At 33.4% G+C, this 22,328-nt stretch carries 26 protein-coding genes and 4 tRNA genes; 7 read left to right on the top strand and 23 right to left on the bottom strand.

Features of this window, described 5'->3' with window-relative positions; all coding sequences use genetic code 11:
* Positions 1-131 precede the first annotated feature (131 nt).
* From ACWA1B_RS15915 to ACWA1B_RS15850, 14 genes are all read right to left on the bottom strand, one after another.
* A complete protein-coding gene (locus ACWA1B_RS15915) occupies positions 132-1,427 on the bottom strand; it encodes a cryptochrome/photolyase family protein (RefSeq protein WP_456908535.1) in 1,296 nt (431 codons plus the stop codon).
* 203 nt (positions 1,428-1,630) lie between these two features.
* Positions 1,631-2,140: an SRPBCC family protein gene (locus ACWA1B_RS15910; RefSeq protein ID WP_456908533.1), complete on the bottom strand. Its 510-nt coding sequence runs from the start codon at positions 2,138-2,140 to the stop codon at positions 1,631-1,633.
* Positions 2,141-2,199: 59 nt separating this feature from the next.
* Entirely contained in the window at positions 2,200-2,640 is a 441-nt protein-coding gene (locus ACWA1B_RS15905; protein ID WP_456908531.1) for a sterol desaturase family protein, read from the bottom strand.
* Between the two features lie 212 nt (positions 2,641-2,852).
* On the bottom strand, positions 2,853-3,692 hold the full coding sequence (locus tag ACWA1B_RS15900) for a phytoene/squalene synthase family protein (protein WP_456908529.1): 840 nt from the start codon (positions 3,690-3,692) through the stop codon (positions 2,853-2,855).
* Between the two features lie 4 nt (positions 3,693-3,696).
* Positions 3,697-5,163, bottom strand: coding sequence for a phytoene desaturase family protein (locus ACWA1B_RS15895; RefSeq protein WP_456908527.1), 1,467 nt, complete (start codon positions 5,161-5,163; stop codon positions 3,697-3,699).
* A gap of 37 nt (positions 5,164-5,200) precedes the next feature.
* On the bottom strand, positions 5,201-6,100 hold the full coding sequence (locus tag ACWA1B_RS15890) for a MerR family transcriptional regulator (RefSeq protein WP_456908525.1): 900 nt from the start codon (positions 6,098-6,100) through the stop codon (positions 5,201-5,203).
* 71 nt (positions 6,101-6,171) lie between these two features.
* Complete coding sequence (locus tag ACWA1B_RS15885; protein ID WP_456908523.1) at positions 6,172-7,134, bottom strand: ion channel; 963 nt, start codon at positions 7,132-7,134, stop codon at positions 6,172-6,174.
* A 125-nt stretch (positions 7,135-7,259) separates the two neighbouring features.
* Positions 7,260-7,760: a tetratricopeptide repeat protein gene (locus ACWA1B_RS15880; RefSeq protein ID WP_456908521.1), complete on the bottom strand. Its 501-nt coding sequence runs from the start codon at positions 7,758-7,760 to the stop codon at positions 7,260-7,262.
* A 97-nt stretch (positions 7,761-7,857) separates the two neighbouring features.
* A complete protein-coding gene (locus ACWA1B_RS15875; protein WP_456908519.1) occupies positions 7,858-8,415 on the bottom strand; it encodes a DUF4256 domain-containing protein in 558 nt (185 codons plus the stop codon).
* A gap of 18 nt (positions 8,416-8,433) precedes the next feature.
* The gene (locus ACWA1B_RS15870) at positions 8,434-9,099 is read right to left on the bottom strand and encodes a DNA alkylation repair protein (protein WP_456908518.1); all 666 of its coding nucleotides are present in this window, start codon (positions 9,097-9,099) and stop codon (positions 8,434-8,436) included.
* A gap of 28 nt (positions 9,100-9,127) precedes the next feature.
* A complete protein-coding gene (locus ACWA1B_RS15865) occupies positions 9,128-9,706 on the bottom strand; it encodes a YdeI/OmpD-associated family protein (RefSeq protein ID WP_456908516.1) in 579 nt (192 codons plus the stop codon).
* A gap of 10 nt (positions 9,707-9,716) precedes the next feature.
* Positions 9,717-10,094, bottom strand: a complete 378-nt coding sequence (locus ACWA1B_RS15860; protein WP_456908514.1) for a DoxX family protein — start codon at positions 10,092-10,094, stop codon at positions 9,717-9,719.
* A gap of 6 nt (positions 10,095-10,100) precedes the next feature.
* Entirely contained in the window at positions 10,101-10,568 is a 468-nt protein-coding gene (locus tag ACWA1B_RS15855) for an SRPBCC domain-containing protein (protein WP_456908512.1), read from the bottom strand.
* A 5-nt stretch (positions 10,569-10,573) separates the two neighbouring features.
* Positions 10,574-10,897 carry an ArsR/SmtB family transcription factor gene (locus ACWA1B_RS15850; RefSeq protein ID WP_456908510.1) on the bottom strand — a complete coding sequence of 108 codons (324 nt, stop codon included), beginning with the start codon at positions 10,895-10,897 and terminating at the stop codon, positions 10,574-10,576.
* Between the two features lie 248 nt (positions 10,898-11,145).
* Here ACWA1B_RS15850 and ACWA1B_RS15845 point away from each other — a divergent pair, with 248 nt between their 5' ends.
* Complete coding sequence (locus tag ACWA1B_RS15845; RefSeq protein WP_456908508.1) at positions 11,146-11,628, top strand: nuclear transport factor 2 family protein; 483 nt, start codon at positions 11,146-11,148, stop codon at positions 11,626-11,628.
* A 139-nt stretch (positions 11,629-11,767) separates the two neighbouring features.
* Here ACWA1B_RS15845 and ACWA1B_RS15840 read toward each other — a convergent pair.
* From ACWA1B_RS15840 to ACWA1B_RS15825, 4 genes are all read right to left on the bottom strand, one after another.
* Positions 11,768-11,840, bottom strand: a tRNA-Lys gene (locus ACWA1B_RS15840).
* Between the two features lie 126 nt (positions 11,841-11,966).
* A tRNA-Leu gene (locus ACWA1B_RS15835) sits at positions 11,967-12,049 on the bottom strand.
* 43 nt (positions 12,050-12,092) lie between these two features.
* A tRNA-Lys gene (locus ACWA1B_RS15830) sits at positions 12,093-12,165 on the bottom strand.
* Positions 12,166-12,205: 40 nt separating this feature from the next.
* Positions 12,206-12,278: transfer RNA gene (locus tag ACWA1B_RS15825), tRNA-Lys, on the bottom strand.
* A gap of 127 nt (positions 12,279-12,405) precedes the next feature.
* Here ACWA1B_RS15825 and ACWA1B_RS15820 point away from each other — a divergent pair.
* Positions 12,406-12,924 carry a shikimate kinase gene (locus ACWA1B_RS15820; protein WP_456908506.1) on the top strand — a complete coding sequence of 173 codons (519 nt, stop codon included), beginning with the start codon at positions 12,406-12,408 and terminating at the stop codon, positions 12,922-12,924.
* Here the strand turns inward: ACWA1B_RS15820 and ACWA1B_RS15815 are convergent.
* Together ACWA1B_RS15815 and ACWA1B_RS15810 are read right to left on the bottom strand one after the other, a co-directional pair.
* Positions 12,916-13,416, bottom strand: coding sequence for a phosphoribosyltransferase family protein (locus ACWA1B_RS15815; protein WP_426484058.1), 501 nt, complete (start codon positions 13,414-13,416; stop codon positions 12,916-12,918). The two genes, ACWA1B_RS15820 and ACWA1B_RS15815, sit on opposite strands and share 9 nt — an antisense overlap.
* A 115-nt stretch (positions 13,417-13,531) precedes the next feature.
* The gene (locus ACWA1B_RS15810) at positions 13,532-13,927 is read right to left on the bottom strand and encodes an RNA-binding S4 domain-containing protein (RefSeq protein WP_426484059.1); all 396 of its coding nucleotides are present in this window, start codon (positions 13,925-13,927) and stop codon (positions 13,532-13,534) included.
* 79 nt (positions 13,928-14,006) lie between these two features.
* Between ACWA1B_RS15810 and ACWA1B_RS15805 the strand changes: the two genes are divergently transcribed.
* Complete coding sequence (locus ACWA1B_RS15805) at positions 14,007-15,083, top strand: FKBP-type peptidyl-prolyl cis-trans isomerase (protein WP_456908503.1); 1,077 nt, start codon at positions 14,007-14,009, stop codon at positions 15,081-15,083.
* A gap of 79 nt (positions 15,084-15,162) precedes the next feature.
* Here the strand turns inward: ACWA1B_RS15805 and ACWA1B_RS15800 are convergent, their stop codons facing one another.
* From ACWA1B_RS15800 to ACWA1B_RS15790, 3 genes are all read right to left on the bottom strand, one after another.
* On the bottom strand, positions 15,163-16,116 hold the full coding sequence (locus tag ACWA1B_RS15800; protein WP_456908501.1) for a transketolase family protein: 954 nt from the start codon (positions 16,114-16,116) through the stop codon (positions 15,163-15,165).
* 75 nt (positions 16,117-16,191) lie between these two features.
* A complete protein-coding gene (locus tag ACWA1B_RS15795) occupies positions 16,192-17,040 on the bottom strand; it encodes a transketolase (RefSeq protein ID WP_456908499.1) in 849 nt (282 codons plus the stop codon).
* Positions 17,041-17,292: 252 nt separating this feature from the next.
* Complete coding sequence (locus ACWA1B_RS15790; RefSeq protein ID WP_456908497.1) at positions 17,293-17,592, bottom strand: hypothetical protein; 300 nt, start codon at positions 17,590-17,592, stop codon at positions 17,293-17,295.
* A 468-nt stretch (positions 17,593-18,060) separates the two neighbouring features.
* On the opposite strand from ACWA1B_RS15790, the gene tgt reads away from it, so the two are divergent.
* The 4 genes from tgt to ACWA1B_RS15770 all read left to right on the top strand — a co-directional run bounded on the left by tgt (position 18,061) and on the right by ACWA1B_RS15770 (position 22,308).
* Positions 18,061-19,191, top strand: a complete 1,131-nt coding sequence (gene tgt, locus ACWA1B_RS15785; protein WP_035649585.1) for a tRNA guanosine(34) transglycosylase Tgt — start codon at positions 18,061-18,063, stop codon at positions 19,189-19,191.
* A gap of 88 nt (positions 19,192-19,279) precedes the next feature.
* Entirely contained in the window at positions 19,280-20,368 is a 1,089-nt protein-coding gene (locus ACWA1B_RS15780; protein WP_456908495.1) for an LptF/LptG family permease, read from the top strand.
* On the top strand, positions 20,355-21,242 hold the full coding sequence (locus tag ACWA1B_RS15775; RefSeq protein WP_456908493.1) for a DMT family transporter: 888 nt from the start codon (positions 20,355-20,357) through the stop codon (positions 21,240-21,242). Before ACWA1B_RS15780 ends, ACWA1B_RS15775 begins: the two co-directional genes overlap by 14 nt.
* A 112-nt stretch (positions 21,243-21,354) precedes the next feature.
* Positions 21,355-22,308: an acetyl-CoA carboxylase carboxyltransferase subunit alpha gene (locus ACWA1B_RS15770; RefSeq protein ID WP_456908491.1), complete on the top strand. Its 954-nt coding sequence runs from the start codon at positions 21,355-21,357 to the stop codon at positions 22,306-22,308.
* Positions 22,309-22,328 lie beyond the last annotated feature (20 nt).

The following is a 22,328-nucleotide window of genomic DNA, read 5'->3' as shown; positions in this document are numbered from 1 at the left end:
TTTGTTTCAAGTTTCAGGTTTCAAGTTGGCTCAACTTTATCTATAGAACTTTGTTAAAGTTTTAAACTTTGATAAATTTTTTTTCGTATTGTTTGTTAACCTGAAACCTGAAACTTGAAACAAAAAAAAACTTATTTCAAAATTCCAGCTTTATAAGTCGCAATCGCACGATCTCTCGCAAAAGCGTGATCAATCATTGGTTCATTATAACCAAAATCAAATTCAGGAATCCATTTTCGGATGTATTCGCCTTTTTCGTCAAATTTCTTTTGTTGGATTTCGGGATTAAAAACTCTGAAATAAGGTGCGGCATCACAACCCGTTCCCGCAGCCCATTGCCAGTTTCCTACATTGGATGCTAATTCAAAATCCAATAATTTTTCGGCAAAATAGGCTTCTCCCCATTGCCAGTTAATCAGTAAATGTTTGCATAAAAAACTAGCTACAACCATTCGAACACGATTGTGCATATAACCAGTTTCGTTAAGTTGACGCATTCCTGCATCGACCATTGGATAACCTGTTGTTCCGGCACACCAGCGTTTAAAATCTTCTTCATTATTACGCCATTGAATTCCGTCGTAAGCTGACTTGAAATTATGATTGACACAATTCGGGAAACTAAACAGTATTTGAATAAAGAATTCCCGCCAAATTAATTCACTTAAAAAAGTCTGATTTTTTCGGTTGGCCCAATTTACTAATTTTCGAATACTCACGGTTCCAAAACGTAAATGTGGAGAAAGATATGAAGTACTGTCTAAAGCAGGGAAATCTCGCGTTTCTTTATAATTGGCAATTTGGGTTAAATTATGTGGCTGTACTTTTACAAGGCTTCTTTCAAAACCAATTTCTGATAATTCTGGAAATGAAAATTGATTTTTGAAAAAATTAGATTGAAATGGAGTAGAATCATATTCGGGAGCTGACCCTAAAAAACGATATTTTTCGAGCCATTTGTTTTTATAAGGAGTGTAAACTGTATAAGGATTTCCGTCTGATTTTGTGATTTCTTTTTCTTCGAAAATTACGTGATCTTTAAAAGAGAAACACTCGATTTTGTTTTCTTTTAAAAGAGAATCAATTGAATTGTCGCGTTTAATTGCAAAAGGCTCGTAATCTTTATTGAAGAAAACGTTTTGTACGTCATATTCTTCAATAATTGATTTCCAGACTTCTGTTGTTTTTCCTTTTTTGATTAGAATTGAAGAACCAACTTCGATTAGCTGTGAATTTATTTTCTGAAGTGAATCGTAAATAAAAGTTACTCTGGCGTCTTTTTTTGGGAGATTATCCAAAATGTCAACATCAAAAATAAATAAAGGAATTACAGGAAAATCTGACTGTAAGGCGTGAAATAATCCGGTATTGTCTTCTAAACGCAAATCGCGTCTGAACCAGAAAAAAGAAACTTTTTGTTTTCTCATTTGTATAATTTTCGCTTGACGAATATTTGTATTGTGTGTTCATTTTTAACACATAAAAACATAGATTATCTTTTTGATTTAAGATTGAAAAAAAAAAGAAACTAGTTTCTTAACACATAGCTCTCAAGTATCTCCATATTTATTTATGCAAGTCAAATGCTTTTATTGAGTTATAAAAACTATGGTTCTATGTGTTTAAACCTTTAAATGCTTTTTTGCTTGCCGTTAATTTGGGTAATTTGAGGCTGTTTTTGTGAATTGAATAATTCTTCAATTTTGTTACGTCGGAAATCGAAGATTGTTTTGAGTTTGTTTTTTACAATTATGGTGTTCATGAAACTGCCTAAAATCCCTAGTGGAAGAGCATAATGAACAATATCTGTCATTTTTGTACGGCCATCTTTTGTTGGTTCGAAAAAATGTTTGTGATGCCATAATTTGTATGGGCCAAAACGTTGAATGTCTATAAAATATTCATTTTCCTTACAGGCTGTAATTTCGGTCACCCAAGAAATTTTAATTCCCAAAAGCGGTTTTAAGGTGTAAGTGATTAATTGTCCGTGATACATTCTTTTATTATCAAAATCCTGAATTTCAAAACTCATATTGTCTAGCGTTATGGTTTTTAGATTTTTTGGACTTGAGAAAAAATCCCAGCAATCTTCAATACTTGAATTTACAAACTGAACGGTTTCTATTTTGTATAATTTCATTTTCTTGTTGAATCAATTGTTCCTAAAATAATCGACTATTAGTAAACGTTTAAAATATGCTACATTTTATAATATTTTAAAGGTACAAACAACATTCCGAAACATTCTCCTTTTTCTTTATTAAGGTGTTTATGGTGTATTTTATGCGCTTTTCGGAGTCCGATTAGGTATTTGTTTTTAGTGTTTTTGAACCATTTAAAGCGCTGATGAATCAAAACATCGTGAATTAAAAAATAACAAACGCCATAAACAGTGATTCCGCAAGCCACAAAAAACAAATAATTGAAGCCGCCCTGAACACCAAAATAGAACAAAATAATACTTGGAGTCGCAAAAATGACAAAGAAAATGTCGTTGCGCTCAAAAGTATGCTCGTATTTTGGCTGATGATGATCTTCGTGAAAATACCACATAAACCCATGCATTACGTATTTGTGTGTAAGCCAGGTAATGCATTCCATGAGCATGAAAACTCCTATAAAGATTAAAAAAGAAATCATTTTATAAATGTTGATGTTTTAAAATTATAATTTTATTTTTTGCGAGTTTAGCTTTAAATTATAAAAGATTAACTCTAAAGATTTTTTTTCTTTTTTGTCATCCTGAGCCAAGACGAAGGACCGCAAGTAACTCCGCAACGAGAGTCCAATCTTTGTCGAGCTTCTCGTGGTCCTTCGACTTCGCTCAGGATGACATGCTTTGGTCTTAATTTTTAAACTAGTTTTAATTTATAAGTCACAAAAGACTGCGCTAAAAGTCCCGCTTTTGTATAATTAGAGACCCGAATTCGTGAATTTCTAATTTCATGCGGTGGTGTGTTTTTTAGCTTTGTAAGTAGTTTTTTATAATAAACATAAGCTGTGTAAACGCCAAATTTTGCTTCAATAGGCAATTTTACAATTCCTTGATAGGCGATGCGGAAATCTTCTTCAATTTCTTTAATAATCTGTTCTTTTGCAGCTTCGTTGAAATTGTTGAGGTTGATTCCTGGAAAATAAGTTCGATTTAAAATCAGATTGTCATCTTTTAAATCTCTAAGGAAATTTACTTTTTGAAATGCTGAACCCAAACGCATTGCTTCATCTTTTAATTGTTCGTATTTGTGCTCTTTTCCAGCAACAAAAACCTTCAGGCACATCAAACCGACAACATCGGCAGAGCCATAAATATAGTCAGCATACTCCGTTTGTGTGTTGTAAGATGATTTTATAAGATCGAGTTTCATACTTCGCAAAAACGCCTGAACTAAGTCATCTGTAATATTATACTCTTTAACAGTGTGCTGAAATGAGTTTAAAATGGGATTTAGGCTTATTCCCAATTCCATTGCTTTATAATATTCTTTTTCGAAATCATCGATAAGATATTCTTTTTCATAATCGTGAAATGAATCTACAATTTCGTCGGCAAAGCGAACAAAACCATAAATGCTGTAAATGGCATCGCGTATGCTTGGCGAAAGCATTTTAACAGCCAATGAAAAAGAGGAACTGTAATTTTGCGTAATCAGCTTACTGCATTTGAAAGAAACGGCGTCGAATAATGATTTCATTTTTTTAAGATCTAAAAGATTTTTGAATTAACTCAGCAACCAATTTTCCCGAAATTAAAGCAGGCGGAACCCCTGGGCCAGGAACAGTTAATTGTCCCGTGAAATATAAGTTACGTACTTTTTTGCTTTTTAGTTTTGGTCTTAAAAAAGCGGTTTGCAATAAAGTATTGGCCATTCCATACGCATTTCCTTTGTAAGCGTTATAATCTGTTACAAAATCATTTTTGCAGAATGACTTTTTAAATATGATGTTGTTTTTTATTTCTTGTTTGGTAAGCTGTTCGAAACGAGTGATTATCTTTTCGAAGTATTCTTCCCGGAGTGTTTCATTATCTTCAATTCCGGGTGCAAGGGGAATTAAGAAAAAACCTGATTCCATTCCGTTTGGTGCAGCGGTTAAATCCGTTTTTGATGGGAAATTAGCGTAAAATAATGGTGCTTCTGGCCATTTTGGATTATCATAAATATCTTTTGCATGCTGATCGAAATCAACATCAAAGAATAAAGCATGGTGAGAAACGTTTTCTATTTTTTTATTGAAACCAATAAAAAAAAGTAGAGAAGAAGGGGCGAAAACCCGACTTTCCCAATATTTTTCAGAATACGCACGATGGTTTTTTTCTAATAAAGTTTCGGTATGCTGATAATCGGCACCGCTTAAAATAATGTCGGCTTTGATGATTTCTCCGTTGATTTTAACTCCGGTTGCTTTTTTATCTTCAACGATTATTTTTTCAATTGGTGAATTGGTTTTGATTGTTACACCAAGTTCGAGGGCTAGTTTTTCAATGGCGCGAACTACATCAAACATTCCTGTTTTTGGATGCCAGGTTCCCAAACCAAAATCGGCGTAGTTCATGAAATTGTAAAAGGATGGCGTTTTGTTTGGTTTTGCTCCGAGAAATAAAACAGGAAATTCTAAAATCTGAATTAATTTTTCATTTTTGAATTTCTTACGGATATCCTGACTGACATTGCTTAAAAACTGATTGAGTTTCAATGCGGTTTTTGGCGTAATTAATTCTAAAGGTGAAACTCCGGGACGATAAACCAAATCTTTGATTGCAATATCGTAATTGCTTTTTGCCTGATCGATAAAGTCCTGAAGTTTGCTTGCACTTCCTTTTTCGATAGTTTCAAAAGTAGATTTGATTTTTTCTAAATTATCACAAATGCTGATGAAATCATTTGTTCCAAAATAAACCCTATAGGCTGGATTTAGTTTTATCAACTCATAATAATCAGAAGTTTGTTTGTTGAAGTCCTGAAAAAAACGTTCAAAAACATCCGGCATCCAGTACCAGCTTGGTCCCATGTCAAAGGTGAAACCGTCTTTTTTGAATTGTCTCGCACGACCACCGATTGTTGGGTTTTTTTCATAAATAATTACCTTGTTACCCTGGTGTGCCAAGTAACATGAAGCGGCTAATGAAGAAAAGCCAGATCCTATTATGATTATTGTTTTTGCCATTTGTTTAACAAATATACAAAAACTTTAAACAAAAATATTAAATTTCTTCTATAGTTTCTTCCATCGAATCAAAAATACGAATGCGTTCGTGCAAATTAGATTGATCAATATGTTCAACCATATTACCCATAAGCCAGATTTCATTGTTTTTCAATAAGAGTTTTTGTCCCATTGTTTTCACATATTGATTAATAACAGAGCGATCAGGCTGTACCGTCATAAAAGAAACGAAAGTGATATTTTCAAAATGACGTGTTAAATCCTGAAGATTTTCAATTGGCATACTTTCGCCTAAATAAATAGTTTTGTATCCTTTTGATAAAATTTCGTACTGTAAATACAAAAGGCCAATTTGATGAATTTCATTTAAAGGCAATGAAAGAACAAAAATTCGATCTGTTTTGGTAGGCTTTAATATTTGGAGACTTTCGGTATAAATTAAAATCTTTTGCTTGATCAAATGACTCATGAAATGCTCATTTGCTGGAGTTATGGTTTCAGATTGCCATAACAATCCTAATTCTTTCAACAATGGAAGAAAATGTTCTTTGAAAACTTCTTTAAAGCTTTTTTCTGAAATGAGCCAGTCAAAAGTATTGAAGAACAATTCCTGGTCAAAATTCATCATAGCCATTTTAAAAGAGGTGATCGCGTAATTTTGCGAATTTTTCTTTGAGATAATTTCGCGCACTAACTGCGGGATTTTCTCTTCAGGATAAGTTGCTATTTTAGATATTTTATAGCCGTACTCGTGCAGTAAGGTAATATTTAAAAGCTTTTGTAGGTTTTGTAAATTATATAGTCTGATATTGGTATCAGTTCGCATTGGTTCAAGAATGTTGTATCTTTTTTCCCAAATACGAATTGTATGTGCTTTAATTCCAGATAAGTTTTCAAGGTCCTTTATACTGAAAACTGTTTTTATATTGTTTACCATTTTTAATTGTTGAATAAACAAAAATAAAATAAAATATGAAAAAACCTCTAAAACTTCGTCAAAATGCTCGATTATTGAAAGTTTGTAGTCTCATACTGATTTAATTTGTCCAGATGAAGAATTGTTTTGGATGCGTTTTTGCTTCTGTTGTACATAGTTACAAATTTTGCGCCGTATATAATTTCGTCAAAAGTGTATGAAGTTCGGGCTGCAACTGTGTTGCTAAACATATCATCAAAAGTGGTAATAAAAACTACAATTTCGCCATGTGTTTTTTTGAAATCTTCTTCGGTAAAATTATACAAAGGACTGTTTTTTGTAATTGGATGCACTAATGTCCAGCTTAGTGTAAGCGCATTGATTCGGTCTAATTCCAGTTCCAGATTGTAGAATTTATTTACTCTTTCGCCATTTTCTTCAAGGCTCAATCCTAAAGTTATTTTTGCAGTGGCATCAGTAAAATTGGTGTTTTTAAAAGGTACAAGTCGAATCATTAAACCTTTGTTTTCTCCATAAGGCGAAATTAAAGCATTATGAGAAAATTTTAAAAATGCGGTAGGTTTGCTGAATCTTCCAAAAAATAAACCTGTTGCAATTGCAAAGCTTAATAATCCAATTAATGCTTCGGCGGCAGACAGGGCGCTCGTTAAAAATCCTGTCGGACTAATATGTCCATAACCAACCGTAGTAAAAGTTTGTGCACTAAAAAAATAAGCTTGTCCAAATTGCGTCAAAAGACTTTGTGACTGCTCGATTCCGTTAAGATGTTCAATGCCAATAACATAATAAATAACGGCAAAAATAAAATTGATGACAATGTAAAAACTAAATAGGATCAGCATGAATTTCCAATTTGGCATATCAATCATGGTGTGGTACCAGCTGATGCGTTGCAATAAATGCATGCCTCTTTTTTCAACATTAGCAGTTCCGTTTTTATTTACAAATCTTCCGCCGTAGCTTTCTGCATTTGTTCCAAATCCAGAATTTTTATCGGTTTGAACGTTGTTGTTTATTTTTTTAAGAAGCGCCATAGAAATTTAATTGAAGAGCAAATTTATAAATATCTTTTGTGGAATATTTTTAAATTTTGAAGTCTTTCTAAAACAAAAGCCATTTGTATTTTGGTTTTTACAAATGGCTTCTGTTGTTTTGCGTTTTATTTACAAAATGTAGCTCTGTTTTTTATAGCACTCTGACTGCCTAATTCAATAGCCTTTGAAAAATCTTTGCAGCCATTTTTTTTGTCACCAAGTTTATTATAAGCAAGGCCTCTTAAATTATAAGCAATATAATCTTTTGGGTTTAAGCCAAGTGATGAAGTACAGTCGTTAATAGCATCCTGATAATTCAATAATTTATAATTTACGTTGGCTCTTCCTGTAAAAGCATCGGCATTCATGCTGTCTAAGTCGATTGTTTTGCTAAAATCGGCCAAAGCGCCTTTCAAATCATTAAGTTTGAGTTTGGCTACACCTCGATTTTGGTAAGCTTCAACAAATTTAGAATTCATGCTGATGGCTTTTGTGTAGTCGGCAATGGCACCTTTTGTGTTTCCGGCTTCAGCTTTTTTCATGGCTTTGTCAAAATAAGCCGTTGCAGATTGCGCCCATGTAGCGCAGGTGATCATAACAAAAGATACTAGTAGTAGGTTTTTCATAAACTAATTTGGGATTAGTGATTAATTATTTCCAAACGAATTTAAGAAAGATTTGTTTTGTGAGAGAACTACTTTTGTAAAATAATTGTAATATAAATTATATTTTTAAACAACCACGAAATCCTCTTGCCGCATAATAAGATTCGGCACCATTATGATAAAGAAATACTCTTCCGTAACGGAAATCACAAAATACAGCACCTCCTAATTTTCTAACATCTTCAGGTGTTGCAATCCAGCTCGAAGTTTTGTTGTCAAAATTCCCAAGTTCCTGCAACTGGCGATATTGTTCTTCGTTCAAAATTTCAATTCCCATTTCTGCAGCCATTTCTACAGCACTATTTTTGGGTTTGTGCTCTTTTCTTGAATCAAGCGCTTTTCTGTCGTAGCAAAGGCTTCTTCGTGCTTTTGGACTTTCGGTAACACAATCAAAAAAAATGTATTCGTTAGTATTTTTATCGTAAGCTACAACATCAGGCTCGCCTTCGGTTTTTTCCATTTGAAGAAGCGACCAAAGTTTTTCTGGATTAGCAATAAGTTTTGTTTCTACTTTTGTCCATTCAATATTGGCATGACGGCTTAAGTTTTTTTCAAAACGAGCTTTCAAAATACTAATGATCTGTTCTTGTTCTTCTTGCGAAATTTTATTTTTCATTTCAATGTTTTTTGATTTTTATTCTTGTCGGCGCACCATTTCGTTGATCCATATTGGAGCAAAAGGAGATGTGCAGCCTTTTGAAGTTGGATAATCTCTGTAAATGCCCAGTTTTTCTCCAATGGCTAAAGCACGAGCTCTATATTCGGGAAATTTGATTCCAATTTGTGCCAATGTGCTATTCATAGTCCATTGAACTTCTGGTGCAGCGGTCGGCATTTCGTTTTCAATTCGGTTTAGCAAAGCTGGTAAATCTAAAACATCAGGATTACGGGCAACACATCCGCTGGTAAGGCTCCATGCAGCGCGGCCGAGCATCACATCAGCTGAATGCATCCAGGCTTTGCGCAATGTTTCTCTATCTGAATAATCTTTAATTATATACGAATAAAACCAATCGGCAATATGAACGAATTTTTCAGAAGAAACCATTTTGGCAATTTGTTCATTTGAAAGCTTTTTGGGATCGATGATCAAAATAGCTAAAAATCGGGCATCGGCATTTTCAGTGTCCCAAAGTTCAAGCGCTAAGTCGTGATTAATTTTGATTTTTTTTGCCAATGTTCGAATATCGCCCATTTTAACGCCAAATTGATTTTCGCTGGCGCCACGTTTTTTATTTTGGGCAAATACCTTTTCGTCGCCAAGAGCTTTTAGCTGTGTTAAAATATCTTTTGATGTCATTTTGATTTGGTTTTGTTGCAATGGAAAATTAATCATTTAAACCTTTTCCGTCAAGAATGTTCTGAGTGTGTTTTTCAACTCTTGCTTCTCGCGTTTTCGCTTGTTTTGGTTGAGAAAAATGAAGCAAATAAGCTCTTTGTCTGCCCGGAGTCAAAGCTTCAAATGCTTTTTTAAGTTTTGGATCTGAATCTAGTTTGGCTTGAAATTCTTCTGAAACAGGAAAGTCTGAAGTTTTTTTCAGAGTAACTTTTAAACCTGCTTTTTCAATTTCAATTGCTTGATAAATGTATGTTTTTAGAATAGGTTTCAAATCAACAATTTCTTTCAAACTTGTAAATCGGATATGACGTGCTGCCTGAACATTTTCAGATTGTTGGATCAAAATTCCGTCAGTATCTTTTAGCAAAGCGCCTTTGAAAAATAAAAAAGCGCAATAATCTTTAAAAGCATGAATCAAAACAACATTGCTATCTTGGTACATATAGCAAGGATTGCCCCATTTTAATTCTTCAGTAAGCTGACATTCAAGCGCAATGGTTCGCATTTGTTCCAATTCTTCTTGCCATTTTGTGGCTTTGTCAAAGAAAAAATCAACTTTCGGGTTCATTTTTATAAGTTTAAGCGTTAATGAGTTTTCGGTCCGTTGGCCTAAAATACCAGGATATTACTGTTAGGACAATTAAAAGTGTTGGTCCAAAAAAATCTTTTGCGTTGTCATTTGCTGCAAAATGCGAAAATATTGCTCCAGACATTACAAAGAAAAAGCCAGCATAAGCCCATTCTTTCAATAATGGAAATTTAGGAATTAGAACTGTCATAACACCTAATAATTTCCAAAAGCCTAATAAAGTTAACAAATAAATTGGATAACCCAAATGCGACATTCGATCTGTTTCGTCTTTTGACTGCATTAATTGTACGATTCCGGTTGCTGTCATTCCTAACGCTAGCCAAAGCGTAGCAACCCAATAGATAATCTTGTTTCTTTTTATCATGATAAGTTATTTTAGTTTATTGCAAATTTCTTCTAATCGATTATGAGCCATATTCAAGCCTTGTTTAAATGGTAATTGCAACATTTGATCTCTAAGTTCATTAGATTTATAGACTATTTGCATAGTAAGTTTACTGCGGTTATCTTTTAATGCTTCAAATTCTAAAAACTCTAATTGTGCAGTAAAAGGAGAATTTTCCATTTCAAATGTTCTGGTGATTTTTTGATTTGAAACAAAGTCATGAATTACGCCATTTGCGCTAAAAACCACATTTCCGTTTGCATCGCTTGTTTCAAATTGATAAGCGCCATGCTTTTTACTTTCTAGTTTTAAAACTTTCGTTCCCATCCATTGTGCTACAATTTCGGCTTCTTCATAAGCTTTAAAAAGCAATGCAACAGGTAAATCAAATTCTCGTGTAATCACTAAATCCTGTTTGCTTTCCTGTGCCTCTATTTTTGTTTTTAATTCCATAATAGTTAGTTTTCTGGTTTATAGTTTTTCATAATATCTTCTAGTTTGTTAAATCTATCATCCCACATTTGGCGAAAGGGTTCTATGAAATCGGCTATTTGTTTCATTTTTTTTGCATTTATAGTGTAATAAACTTCTCGTCCATTTTGCGTTTGTTGCAATAATTCGCATTCGGTCAAAATTTTTAAATGCTTTGAGACTGTTGGGCGTGCCGTATCAAAGTTTGATGCGATTGCACCGGCAGTCATTGAATGTGAAGTCACTAAAAGTAGAATAGTTCTCCTTGTCGGATCGGCTATTGCCTGAAATACATCTCGTCTTAAATTCATTTTATGAAGTTATTTGGCTACAAATATATATGAAGTCATTTGGCTACGCAAATACTTTAACAAATATTTTTTTTGTAATTATTTGAAAATGTGTTGTTAATGATGAAGGATGTGTAGTGGATCCTTGAAATTGTTGAGAAATGAAAAATTTTGCTTCTAAAAAATTGTTTTTAATTGGTTTGTTTTACTTTTAAAGAAATTATTGAAATGAAAGTTTTTATAAATAATAACAACTAAGAAATTTAGATATGAAAAAGATTCTCGCATTATTTTTATTCCATATTTCGGTGGGTGTTTCTGCTCAGGCAGCAAAAGATTCTGAATTGTTTTTGACCTTGAAAAAACATGACAGTATTTTTTTTGAAAAGAGTTTCAATCAATGTGATATTGCTTTTTTGGAAAAGGCGATTCATCCCGATTTGGTTTTTTATCATGATCAGGGAGGTATTCAGGATAAAAAGACTTTTTTAGAAAATGTAAAAAAGAATATTTGTGGAAAAGGTTCGCAAAAGCCAATCAGAAAAGTAAAGCCGGAAAGTTTAGACGTGTATCCGCTTTATAGTGAAGGAAAGCTTTACGGAGTTGTTCAGACCGGAATTCATGATTTTTATTTGAGAGAAATAAATAAGCCAGATGTATTTACAAGTGAAGCAAAATTTACTCATGTTTATCTTTTGATCAATAACGAATGGGTTTTGAAAGAGGTTTTGAGTTTTGATCATAAAAGTTAGTGAGGGAAAATATGATAAAAAATATTGCTATTCCGGATTCATTGCAAGGAGTAGTTGGAAATGAAAAATAGATTTTTTGTAAAAGTAAAAAAGACATAAAAAAAACCTATTTCGAAATGAAATAGGTTTTTTTGTTTTGTGACCCGACTGGGGCTCGAACCCAGGACCCCATCATTAAAAGTGATGTGCTCTACCGACTGAGCTATCGAGTCATTGTTTTCTCTAATGAGGGTGCAAATATAAGCACTTTATTTAGGTTATGAAGCCTTTTTTTAATGCTTTTTTACAATAATTTGTAAAAGTCTATTTTACAGTAAAATAAGCTTAATGTTTTTTAGTGACCACGGTGGGATTTGAACCCACACGCCCTTACGAGCACCACCCCCTCAAGATGGCAAGTCTACCGTTTCTCCACGTGGCCTAAAAAGAAAAAAGGCCGAGTAAAATAATTTACCCGACCTTTGTGACCCGACTGGGGCTCGAACCCAGGACCCCATCATTAAAAGTGATGTGCTCTACCGACTGAGCTATCGAGTCATTGCTTTCAAGAAACTTATTTTGTTAATCACAAATTTTGTGACCCGACTGGGGCTCGAACCCAGGACCCCATCATTAAAAGTGATGTGCTCTACCGACTGAGCTATCGAGTCATATTCGTTTCTTGAATGCGGGTGCAAATATAAGGAGTTATTTTCGAAGTTTCCAAGCATTTTTATTATAAATTTGTCTTTTTTTACGAAAAGTTGCCAATGTCTTAGTTTATAAGGTTTTATTAATATGAAAAAAATAGTGTTGTTAGGTTATATGGGTTGCGGAAAGTCAACAATTGCCCAAAACTTGTCAAAAATTACAAAAATTCCGTTTCTCGATTTAGATACTTGCATTGAAAAAAGAACAAATTTGTCCATAAATGAGATTTTTGAACAACATGGAGAGATTTATTTTAGAAAATTAGAGCATGAAATGTTTCTGGAATTATTAAAATCTTCAGAAAATTATATTATTGGTCTTGGTGGAGGAACCCCATGTTATGCTAATAATCATTTACTGCTTCAAAATGATGATATAGTATCTATATATTTAAAAGCATCAATTGATACTTTATATAATAGATTAGCCCAAAACAAAAGCAAACGTCCGCTGATTGCGAATATGGAAAAGGACGAAATGAAAGAGTTTATTGCAAAACATTTGTTCGACAGAAGTTTTTATTATAACCATGCACAGCATAAAGTGTCGGTTGATGATAAATCAGTCGAAGAAACGGTTGAGGATATTTTGGAAATCCTAGCTTAAGAAAGCGTAATTATCGCCATTTTCATCAAAAACAACCTGAACATGCTCTAATAAAGAAGTTGATAAGGAAATTCCTTTAAAATCTGCTTTTACAGGATATTTTTTGTGATTTCTGTCAACAAGTACTGCTGTTTTGAATTTCTTAAGCGGAACGTCTAAGAAATGACGAACAGCATATATTAAGGTTGTGCCTGAGTTTAATACATCATCAACTAATACTAATCCTTTATTTTGATATTCTTCTTTAGTTAAAGAAGTATGAATTGGCAATTGTGGATTTTGTTTGTCAACTTTAACTTCGCAGGTTGAAACTTTCAGCGTCGAAATATTGCTTAGGGCAGTGGCGATTTTTTGGGCAAAAACAGATCCGTTTGAAGCGATTCCGGCAATAACGACTTCTTCTTCGTCAACAAATGTCTCGTAAATTTGATAGGCAATACGTTTGATTTTGTGTTCGATTTCCTGATTTGTTAAGATGATGTTTTTGCTCATGATTTTATTTTTTGCTAATGTACAAATTTATGAATTGCGGTTTTTAAATTCCAAATTCCAATTTTGGAAAATTAATTTTTTATGTTTTTTGGAAATTGAAGTTTAGAATTAAAATTTAAATGTCATTTTCTTCGTCTTCATCAAAAATTTCATTTCCATATTCGTCAATATCTCTTCTGTCTTTTTTTGTTGGTCTTCCTGTTCCACTTTTTCTATAATGTTCTTTAGAAAGTTTTAGTAACTCTAAATGCGCGTAAGCTTCAGGTGGAGTTTCATTTTTTCGGTATATATCAACAAGTTTTGCGCCAACGCGGCTTTCTGGAATGTCAAGTACAGTAATTATTTGCGTAATCTGATCTTTTCTAAAGGTGATTTTGTCTGTCGGAAAAACTTCTTTAGAAGGTTTAGCAACTTGCCCATTTACTGTGATGTGGTTCTTTTTGCATGCTTCAGTGACCATGTTTCGGGTCTTGTAATAACGCACGCACCATAAGTATTTATCTATTCTCATAATTTTTCTAAAATCGAAGTTAAATTCTTTACAAAAATAAATCAATATTGTATCTTGCGCACCTAAAAAATTAACAATAATGAATAAATTTAAATATTATTTTATTTTATTGCTCGCTGGTATTGCCATGGTTTCTTGTAATAAGAGTGATGATGATGAACCTACAGTTGAAGTAAGAGATTATAAAGAACAATATTTGAAAGATAATGACTCTATAATTAAATATTTAAAGACGAATTATATTAAGGATGTTAGTGCTAACTATGATGTTGTAATAGAAAAAATTCCAGCAGGTGGTACGCAGACTTCAATCTGGGATCAGAAGACATATCCTTTGAAAATTAGAAAAGTCTATAATCGTGATGTAAATTACGAGGTTTATTATTTAGAATTAAGAAAAGGAACTGGCGATTCTCCAGCAAATACAGATAAGATTTTTGCTTCTTATAAAGGTACTTTGTTAGATGGAACTGTGTTTGATACTTCATATGGATATGGTGTTAGCTTTGATTTGTTTGTGTACACGCAAGGCGCTGTAATTGATGGTTGGGGAGAAATTTTTCCTCAGTTTAAAACAGGAACATCTACTACAGCAGCAAATGGTGAAATAACGTATGATAATTTTGGAGCAGGTGTAATGTTCTTGCCTTCAGGATTAGCGTATTATGCCTCTGCACAAGATAAGATACCTGCATATTCTCCTTTGGTGTTTAGTTTTAAATTATTTGGTCTCCAAAGAATGGATCACGATATAAAAATTGTAGGAACGACTGTGACTGCCGATCCAGATGGTATTCCTGACTACTTTGAGGATATTAATCATGATGGCTATCTTTATGATTTTAGAGATTTAGTAAGATTCCCAAAAACACCAGAAGGATTGGCTGATGATACTGATGGAGACGGAATCGCAGATTTCTTGGATGTTGATGATGATGGAGATGGTTATACTACTCGTTTTGAAACTACAAAACCTGCTGACGCTCCAGTTACCGGTATAAGCAAGTATTATCCTTTTGACCCAATTCCGGATAATCCTAGTACACCAAATATTGATGAGACTGAAACATATGGTATTCCTGCATTTGGAGGTGATTATACTTCTCCAGGAAGATTAAGGATTCATGTTGATAAAAATCACCATAGCGTAAAATAATTACGATAAAATAGAAATACAAAAAAAAACCTCGAAATTCAATTTCGAGGTTTTTTTTATAAAGTAAGAAAAGTAAAAATTATTTTCTTTTAATAACTCTTTCTACAGCTTCAACAATCGCTTGGTTGTTTAATTTGTATTTTTCCATTAATTGCTCTGGAGTTCCAGATTCTCCAAAACTATCTTGTACTGCCACAAATTCTTGTGGAGTTGGATTGTGTAAAGCTAATACTCCCGAAACGCTTTCTCCAAGACCTCCAAGATAGTTATGCTCTTCTGCAGTAACTACACATCTTGTTTTTGCAACCGATTTTAAAATAGCTTCTTCATCAAGAGGTTTTATAGTGTGAATGTTGATTACTTCTGCAGAAATTCCTTTTGCTTCTAATTTTTCAGCAGCAATAAGAGCTTCCCAAACCAAGTGGCCAGTTGCAATAATAGTAACATCAGTTCCTTCGTTTAGCATAATTGCTTTCCCAATTACGAATGGTTCGTCAGCAGGAGTGAAGTTTGGTACAACTGGGCGTCCAAAACGCAAATAAGCAGGACCATGGTGATCTGCTAAAGCTAAAGTTGCAGCTTTAGTCTGGTTGTAATCGCAAGTATTGATTACAGTCATTCCTGGTAACATTTTCATTAAACCAATATCTTCTAAGATCTGGTGAGTTGCGCCGTCTTCTCCTAAAGTAAGACCAGCGTGAGAAGCACAGATTTTTACGTTTTTGTCTGAATAAGCAACAGATTGACGAATTTGATCGTAAACTCTTCCTGTAGAGAAGTTCGCGAAAGTTCCTGTAAACGGAATTTTCCCTCCAATTGTTAAACCTGCAGCAATTCCAATCATGTTAGCTTCCGCAATTCCGATTTGGAAAAAACGCTCTGGGTGATTTTTTTTGAATTCATCAAATTTCAATGATCCAATTAAATCTGCGCATAACGCCACTACGTTTTCATTTTTTTGACCTAGTTCAGTCATTCCCGCTCCAAAACCAGAACGAGTATCTTTACTTCCTGTATTTTCGTATTTTTTCATTTTGTTTCTTTTGAGATGCTAAGTTTCTAATTGACAAGTTTAAGCTGAAAACTGTCTACTGAGACTGAGCACTTTTTAATAATCCGCTAAAGTTGAAATGTTTTGAGCCAAAGCATTTGCTAATTGGTCATTGTTTGGTGCTTTACCGTGCCATGCGTGAGTATGCATCATAAAATCAACTCCATTACCCATTTCTGTATGTAATAAAATACAAACTGGTTTTCCTTTTCCTGTTCTTGATTTAGCATCAGTTAAACCAGCAAGAATTGCATCAATGCTGTTTCCTTCTTTAATTTCTAAAACATCCCAGTCAAAAGCTTCAAATTTAGCACGAATACTTCCCATTGGCAAAACTTCGTCAGTTGTTCCGTCGATTTGTTTTCCATTTAAGTCGATAGTTGCAATAATGTTGTCTACTTTTTTAGCAGAAGCATACATGATAGCTTCCCAGTTTTGACCTTCTTGCAATTCTCCGTCTCCGTGTAGACTATATACAATGTGATTGTCGTTGTTTAATTTTTTTGCTTGCGCCGCTCCAAGAGCTACAGATAAACCTTGTCCTAATGAACCAGATGCAATACGAACTCCAGGTAAGCCTTCGTGAGTTGTTGGGTGTCCTTGTAAACGAGAATCTAATAATCTAAAAGTAGCAAGTTCTGAAACTGGAAAATAACCGCTGCGTGCTAAAACGCTATAAAAAACAGGTGAGATATGTCCGTTTGAAAGGAAAAATAAATCTTCTCCAATTCCATTCATATCAAAACCTTCTTTGCGGTCCATAATATTTTGATATAGTGTTACCAAAAATTCAGTACAACCTAATGAACCACCTGGGTGTCCAGAGTTTACAGCATGTACCATTCTAAGAATGTCTCTTCTTACTTGGATCGTTAAATCGCTTAATTGTTGTGTGTTAGGCTTCATTTTATATGTAAAATTTTAAACTGAAGCAAAAGTAAAGGTTATTTTGCGGGGAGACAAATCATTTTTTGCTTTAGTTTGCTCCAATTGTTAAATTTTTTTGCGCTTTTTTTATCAGATTCAGGTAAAATTCGAGATATTGATAATTGTACATAAAAATTAAACCGCGAATTAAATGCATGACAACGATTTTAAATGTTGTAAACACACTTAATTTGCGGCGTAAAAATAGTTGCAGAAAATTTGATGTGAAAATTAATTTGAATCGCTTTCGCTATAAAAATTGTTTTCTTCATCTTCTGAACCAATTTCTTCCTCATCATCATCAAGTTCAGCTCCTGGGACATCAAGATCATCGCCGAGTTTGTCACTGTTTTGTTTCCATTCGTGATTGTTCTGATTAATGATTCTTTCGCTGGAAATATCTTCTGGATCAATATCCTCAAGTTTGTCTTCCTGATTATAAATATCTTCGTTTGCTGGATAATCTAAATTCTCCAGATTTCTTTCAATTTGATCTTCGTTTGCGGTGTTTTTATCTTCTGAATTTATCATGATTTCTAAATTTTAAGTGTTTTATAAAGTTATGAAATCAATGAATTTGATTTGTTATATTTTAGAAATCAGAAAATTGCAATATTTACATTAAGTATAAAGAATTATCTCATTTTCTAATTGACAAATTATCTAATTGCAGCAATCTCGTTCCATGTTATTAATTGAATATTGTTTTCTTTTAATTTTGCTCTGCATTCTGGGCTTGTAAAAAAAAATCAAAGTCAATTTGACGCCATTCTCATTTTGTTTTATTATTGTGATGGATATGCATTGCGAGGACTTTGACTTCGTTCAATCTGACCGATTTGCACACTGTTTTTAATTGATTTTATTCAAATTTAAATTTTTCTGAAGTTTAGGTTTCATATTGTTTTTTAATTAACTCAATTTTATAATCGACAAATGATCTAATTACTTAAATTTCCCTGAAATTAACTTATCTTTGCCGACTGAAAAAAGAAACAGATGAAGTTCGATTTATTACAAAAAGATCCGCAGTCGAAAGCGAGAGCGGGAAGTATTACTACTGATCATGGAGTTATAGAAACTCCTATTTTTATGCCTGTAGGAACGGTGGCTTCTGTAAAAGGGGTGCATCAGCGTGAGTTAAAAGATGATATTAATCCGGATATTATTCTTGGAAATACCTACCATTTATATTTGCGTCCGCAGACAGAAATTCTTGAAAAAGCGGGAGGATTGCATAAATTCATGAATTGGGATCGTAATATTTTAACTGATTCTGGCGGATATCAAGTGTATTCTCTTTCTTCAAACAGAAAAATTAAAGAAGAAGGAGTGAAGTTTAAATCGCATATTGACGGTTCATATCACTTTTTTACTCCAGAAAATGTAATGGAAATTCAGCGTACCATTGGTGCTGATATTATTATGGCATTTGATGAATGTACACCTTATCCTTGCGATTACAGATATGCACAGCGTTCAATGCACATGACACACCGTTGGTTGGATCGTTGTATTAATCATTTGGAAAAAGTACCTTATAAATACGGTTACGAACAAACATTTTTCCCGATTGTTCAGGGAAGTACTTATAAAGATTTACGTCGTCAGTCGGCTGAATATATTGCTAACTCTGGTCAGCAAGGAAATGCAATTGGTGGGCTTTCAGTTGGTGAGCCAGCTGAAGAAATGTACGCAATGACAGAAGTAGTTTGCGAAATTCTTCCAGAAGATAAACCTCGCTATTTAATGGGTGTTGGAACTCCAATTAATATTTTAGAAAATATTGCGTTAGGAATTGATATGTTTGATTGTGTTATGCCAACGCGTAATGCAAGAAACGGAATGTTGTTTACAGCAAACGGAACAATCAACATCAAAAACAAAAAATGGGAAGCTGATTTTTCTCCAATCGATGAAATGGGGCATACTTTTGTAGATACAGAATATACAAAAGCATATCTACGTCACTTATTTGCTGCTAACGAATATTTAGGAAAGCAAATCGCTACGATTCATAATCTTGGTTTTTATATGTGGTTGGTTCGTGAAGCGAGAAAACATATCTTAGCCGGAGATTTTAGACCATGGAAAGAAATGATGGTTAAAAATATGAGCCAAAGGCTCTAAAAAAGTTCAAAATTGTTTCAGGTTTCAAGTTTCAAGTTGCTGTATGTAACTTGAAACTTGAAACCTGAAACTTGAAACAAAAAAATATATGCTGACAATAATAGATAAGTATATTTTAAAAAGATATTTAGCCACTTTCTCGGTGATGATCTTATTATTTATTCCGATTGGAATTGTAATTGACGTTTCTGAAAAGGTGAATAAAATGCTGGAGAACAAGATTCCGTTTATGGATATTGCGTTCTATTACTACAACTTTACTATTTATTTTGCAAATTCACTTTTTCCGATATTTTTGTTTTTATCGGTAATTTGGTTTACTTCAAAATTGGCAAATAACACAGAGATTATTGCGATTTTAAGTTCAGGAATTTCATTTACCCGCTTTTTGAGACCTTATATTATTGGAGCTTCAATAGTTTCGATTTTTGTGCTTTTGATGGGATTTTTTATTGTCCCGGCTGCAAGTGAAGGTTTTAATAATTTTAGATATACCTATTTAAAAGGAAACGGAAAAGAATTAATGCGAGGCGAAAACACAAACGTTTACCGCCAGCTTAATGATCATGATTTTATTTATGTAAATAGCTTCAATGAGGAGTCAAAAACAGCATTTAATTTTACGCTGGAACATTTTGAGAAAGAAAAAATGACCTATAAAATTTCAGCAAGCCGAATTAAATGGGATCCAAAAAAGAAAACATATATTTTATACGATTACACCAAAAGAACGGTTGGTGAACTAAATGATATAATCGAAAAAGTTCCCGAAAAAGAGCAGAAATTCAAATTTGAATTGGCCGATTTGACACCGGTTGTTTATATCGCCGAAACACTTTCTCTTGGTAAATTGATTGATTTTATTGATAAAGAAAGAAAAAGAGGTTCAGGAAATATTAATACTTATCTGGTGGTACTTTATAAAAAATACAGTGTACCGGTTTCTGCCTTTATTTTAACTATTATAGCCGTTGCAGTTTCTTCTATGAAACGTCGTGGCGGAATGGGAACTAATTTGGCTATCGGAATTGCAATTGCTTTTTCATTTGTGTTCTTCGATAAAATATTTGGAACCCTCGCCGAAAAATCTACATTCTCACCTTTATTAGCTGTTTGGTTCCCGAATATTGTTTTTGGAATTTTAGCAGTTTACCTACTACGTAATGCGAAACGATAATTTAAAAAGTTATTTAAATCTTCATTTAATTGTTTTTATCTGGGGTTTTACAGCCATTTTAGGCGCTTTAATCACCATTGATGCTGAAAATTTGGTTTGGTTCAGAATGCTTCTTGCCATGATTTTTTTGGGAGCATTTATTATTTACAAAAAACAATCTTTTCAGGTTCCAATAAAAGAGCTTTTTAAGTTGATATTTGTTGGTTTATTGATTGCATTGCACTGGATTTTCTTTTTCAAAGCCATTCATGTTTCCAATGTATCTATAACACTTTCGATATTTTCTTTAGGCGCTTTTTTTGCCTCATTACTGGAACCGCTTTTTTACGGAAGAAAAATATTGTTTTATGAAGTTTTTTTCGGATTGATTATTATTGCAGGCCTTGCTTTGATCTTGCAGGTTGAAATTAAATATCTTACAGGTGTTTATTATGCTTTGGCAGCAATAATTCTAGGCGTGTTATTTACGCTAATGAACGGAAAATTAATCTCAGATCATGAACCTTCTGTAATTACATTTTATGAATTTGGCGCAGGAGTTTTCTTTATCACTTTGTATTTTTTAGTGCAAGGAAAATTTTCTGCTGATTTTTTTTCTTTGTCATTAAATAACTGGATGTGGCTGTTTATTTTGGCATCAGTTTGTACTGCTTATGCTTTTACGGCATCTGTAAAAGTTATGCAGCGATTAACGCCTTATACAGTAATGTTAACGACTAATTTAGAGCCAGTTTACGGAATTATGCTGGCCTATTTTATTCTTGGCGGAAAAGAAAAAATGAGCACTGAGTTTTATATAGGAGCCGTAATAATCATCATTACAGTTATCTTAAATGGTGTTTTTAAACATTATAAAAATAAGAAAGAAGTGTAATAGTTTACTTATCTTTTAAATCACAATTTGATACTTTACTAACAATTAACTATGCCAATGATATAATATTTTTATATTTGCGGTTCGATTTAAAAACAAAATTCAAAAATCCATGGAATATTTAGATTTTGAGCTTCCAATCAAAGAACTTGAAGAACAGTTGCAAAAGTGTGTTGTAATTGGAAAAGAATCTGAGGTTGATGTTACAGCAACTTGCAAGGAAATCAACAAAAAATTAGAGCAAACTAAGAAAGAAATATATAAAAACCTTACGGCTTGGCAACGTGTACAATTGTCAAGGCACCCAAACAGACCTTATACTTTAGATTATATCAGAGCAATTTGCGGTGATACTTTTTTAGAGCTTCATGGAGATAGAGGTTTTAAAGATGATAAAGCGATGGTTGGTGGTCTTGGAAAAATAAACGGTCAGTCGTTTATGATTGTTGGACAGCAAAAAGGTTTTAATACAAAAACACGTCAGTACCGTAATTTTGGTATGGCAAACCCAGAAGGATATCGTAAAGCTTTGCGTTTAATGAAAATGGCAGAGAAATTTGGGATTCCGGTTCTTACTCTAGTTGACACTCCTGGTGCATATCCAGGACTTGAAGCTGAAGAAAGAGGTCAAGGTGAAGCAATTGCAAGAAACATTTTCGAAATGGTTCGTTTACAAGTGCCAATTATCACCATTATTGTTGGTGAAGGTGCTTCTGGAGGAGCTTTAGGAATTGGTGTTGGAGATAAAGTTTACATGTTAGAAAATACTTGGTATTCTGTAATTTCACCAGAATCTTGTTCTTCAATTTTATGGAAAAGCTGGGAGTACAAAGAACGTGCTGCTGATGCTTTGAAATTGACTTCATCTGACATGAAAAAACAAAAATTAGTTGATGATGTAATTCCTGAACCACTAGGCGGAGCGCACTATGATCGCGAAACTACTTTTAAAACAGTAGCAGAATACATTACCAAAGGATATAACGAATTGAAAGACTTATCAACAGCCGAGCTAATTGCCCAAAGAATGGACAAATATAGTAATATGGGCGAGTATAAAGAGTAAATTCTTACAGTTTAGTTAAA

The organism is Flavobacterium xizangense (assembly GCF_054075145.1).
The sequence above is the reverse complement of the archived record's forward strand: the minus strand, read 5'-3'. Positions and strand labels throughout refer to the sequence as shown.

What these genes read in the sequence shown, in the direction of transcription:
- ACWA1B_RS15795 (WP_456908499.1), bottom strand. Translation starts at nt 17,040, where the DNA reads ATGAAGCCTAACACACAACAATTAAGCGATTTAACGATCCAAGTAAGA.
- ACWA1B_RS15855 (WP_456908512.1), bottom strand. Translation starts at nt 10,568, where the DNA reads ATGGAATTAAAAACAAAAATAGAGGCACAGGAAAGCAAACAGGATTTA.
- ACWA1B_RS15800 (WP_456908501.1), bottom strand. Translation starts at nt 16,116, where the DNA reads ATGAAAAAATACGAAAATACAGGAAGTAAAGATACTCGTTCTGGTTTT.
- ACWA1B_RS15815 (WP_426484058.1), bottom strand. Translation starts at nt 13,416, where the DNA reads ATGAGCAAAAACATCATCTTAACAAATCAGGAAATCGAACACAAAATC.
- ACWA1B_RS15820 (WP_456908506.1), top strand. Translation starts at nt 12,406, where the DNA reads ATGAAAAAAATAGTGTTGTTAGGTTATATGGGTTGCGGAAAGTCAACA.
- ACWA1B_RS15865 (WP_456908516.1), bottom strand. Translation starts at nt 9,706, where the DNA reads ATGAACCCGAAAGTTGATTTTTTCTTTGACAAAGCCACAAAATGGCAA.
- ACWA1B_RS15915 (WP_456908535.1), bottom strand. Translation starts at nt 1,427, where the DNA reads ATGAGAAAACAAAAAGTTTCTTTTTTCTGGTTCAGACGCGATTTGCGT.
- ACWA1B_RS15780 (WP_456908495.1), top strand. Translation starts at nt 19,280, where the DNA reads ATGCTGACAATAATAGATAAGTATATTTTAAAAAGATATTTAGCCACT.
- ACWA1B_RS15905 (WP_456908531.1), bottom strand. Translation starts at nt 2,640, where the DNA reads ATGATTTCTTTTTTAATCTTTATAGGAGTTTTCATGCTCATGGAATGC.
- ACWA1B_RS15875 (WP_456908519.1), bottom strand. Translation starts at nt 8,415, where the DNA reads ATGAAAAATAAAATTTCGCAAGAAGAACAAGAACAGATCATTAGTATT.
- ACWA1B_RS15885 (WP_456908523.1), bottom strand. Translation starts at nt 7,134, where the DNA reads ATGGCGCTTCTTAAAAAAATAAACAACAACGTTCAAACCGATAAAAAT.
- ACWA1B_RS15775 (WP_456908493.1), top strand. Translation starts at nt 20,355, where the DNA reads ATGCGAAACGATAATTTAAAAAGTTATTTAAATCTTCATTTAATTGTT.
- ACWA1B_RS15890 (WP_456908525.1), bottom strand. Translation starts at nt 6,100, where the DNA reads ATGGTAAACAATATAAAAACAGTTTTCAGTATAAAGGACCTTGAAAAC.
- ACWA1B_RS15880 (WP_456908521.1), bottom strand. Translation starts at nt 7,760, where the DNA reads ATGAAAAACCTACTACTAGTATCTTTTGTTATGATCACCTGCGCTACA.
- ACWA1B_RS15870 (WP_456908518.1), bottom strand. Translation starts at nt 9,099, where the DNA reads ATGACATCAAAAGATATTTTAACACAGCTAAAAGCTCTTGGCGACGAA.
- tgt (WP_035649585.1), top strand. Translation starts at nt 18,061, where the DNA reads ATGAAGTTCGATTTATTACAAAAAGATCCGCAGTCGAAAGCGAGAGCG.
- ACWA1B_RS15770 (WP_456908491.1), top strand. Translation starts at nt 21,355, where the DNA reads ATGGAATATTTAGATTTTGAGCTTCCAATCAAAGAACTTGAAGAACAG.
- ACWA1B_RS15810 (WP_426484059.1), bottom strand. Translation starts at nt 13,927, where the DNA reads ATGAGAATAGATAAATACTTATGGTGCGTGCGTTATTACAAGACCCGA.
- ACWA1B_RS15895 (WP_456908527.1), bottom strand. Translation starts at nt 5,163, where the DNA reads ATGGCAAAAACAATAATCATAATAGGATCTGGCTTTTCTTCATTAGCC.
- ACWA1B_RS15805 (WP_456908503.1), top strand. Translation starts at nt 14,007, where the DNA reads ATGAATAAATTTAAATATTATTTTATTTTATTGCTCGCTGGTATTGCC.
- ACWA1B_RS15850 (WP_456908510.1), bottom strand. Translation starts at nt 10,897, where the DNA reads ATGAATTTAAGACGAGATGTATTTCAGGCAATAGCCGATCCGACAAGG.
- ACWA1B_RS15860 (WP_456908514.1), bottom strand. Translation starts at nt 10,094, where the DNA reads ATGATAAAAAGAAACAAGATTATCTATTGGGTTGCTACGCTTTGGCTA.
- ACWA1B_RS15900 (WP_456908529.1), bottom strand. Translation starts at nt 3,692, where the DNA reads ATGAAATCATTATTCGACGCCGTTTCTTTCAAATGCAGTAAGCTGATT.
- ACWA1B_RS15845 (WP_456908508.1), top strand. Translation starts at nt 11,146, where the DNA reads ATGAAAAAGATTCTCGCATTATTTTTATTCCATATTTCGGTGGGTGTT.
- ACWA1B_RS15790 (WP_456908497.1), bottom strand. Translation starts at nt 17,592, where the DNA reads ATGATAAATTCAGAAGATAAAAACACCGCAAACGAAGATCAAATTGAA.
- ACWA1B_RS15910 (WP_456908533.1), bottom strand. Translation starts at nt 2,140, where the DNA reads ATGAAATTATACAAAATAGAAACCGTTCAGTTTGTAAATTCAAGTATT.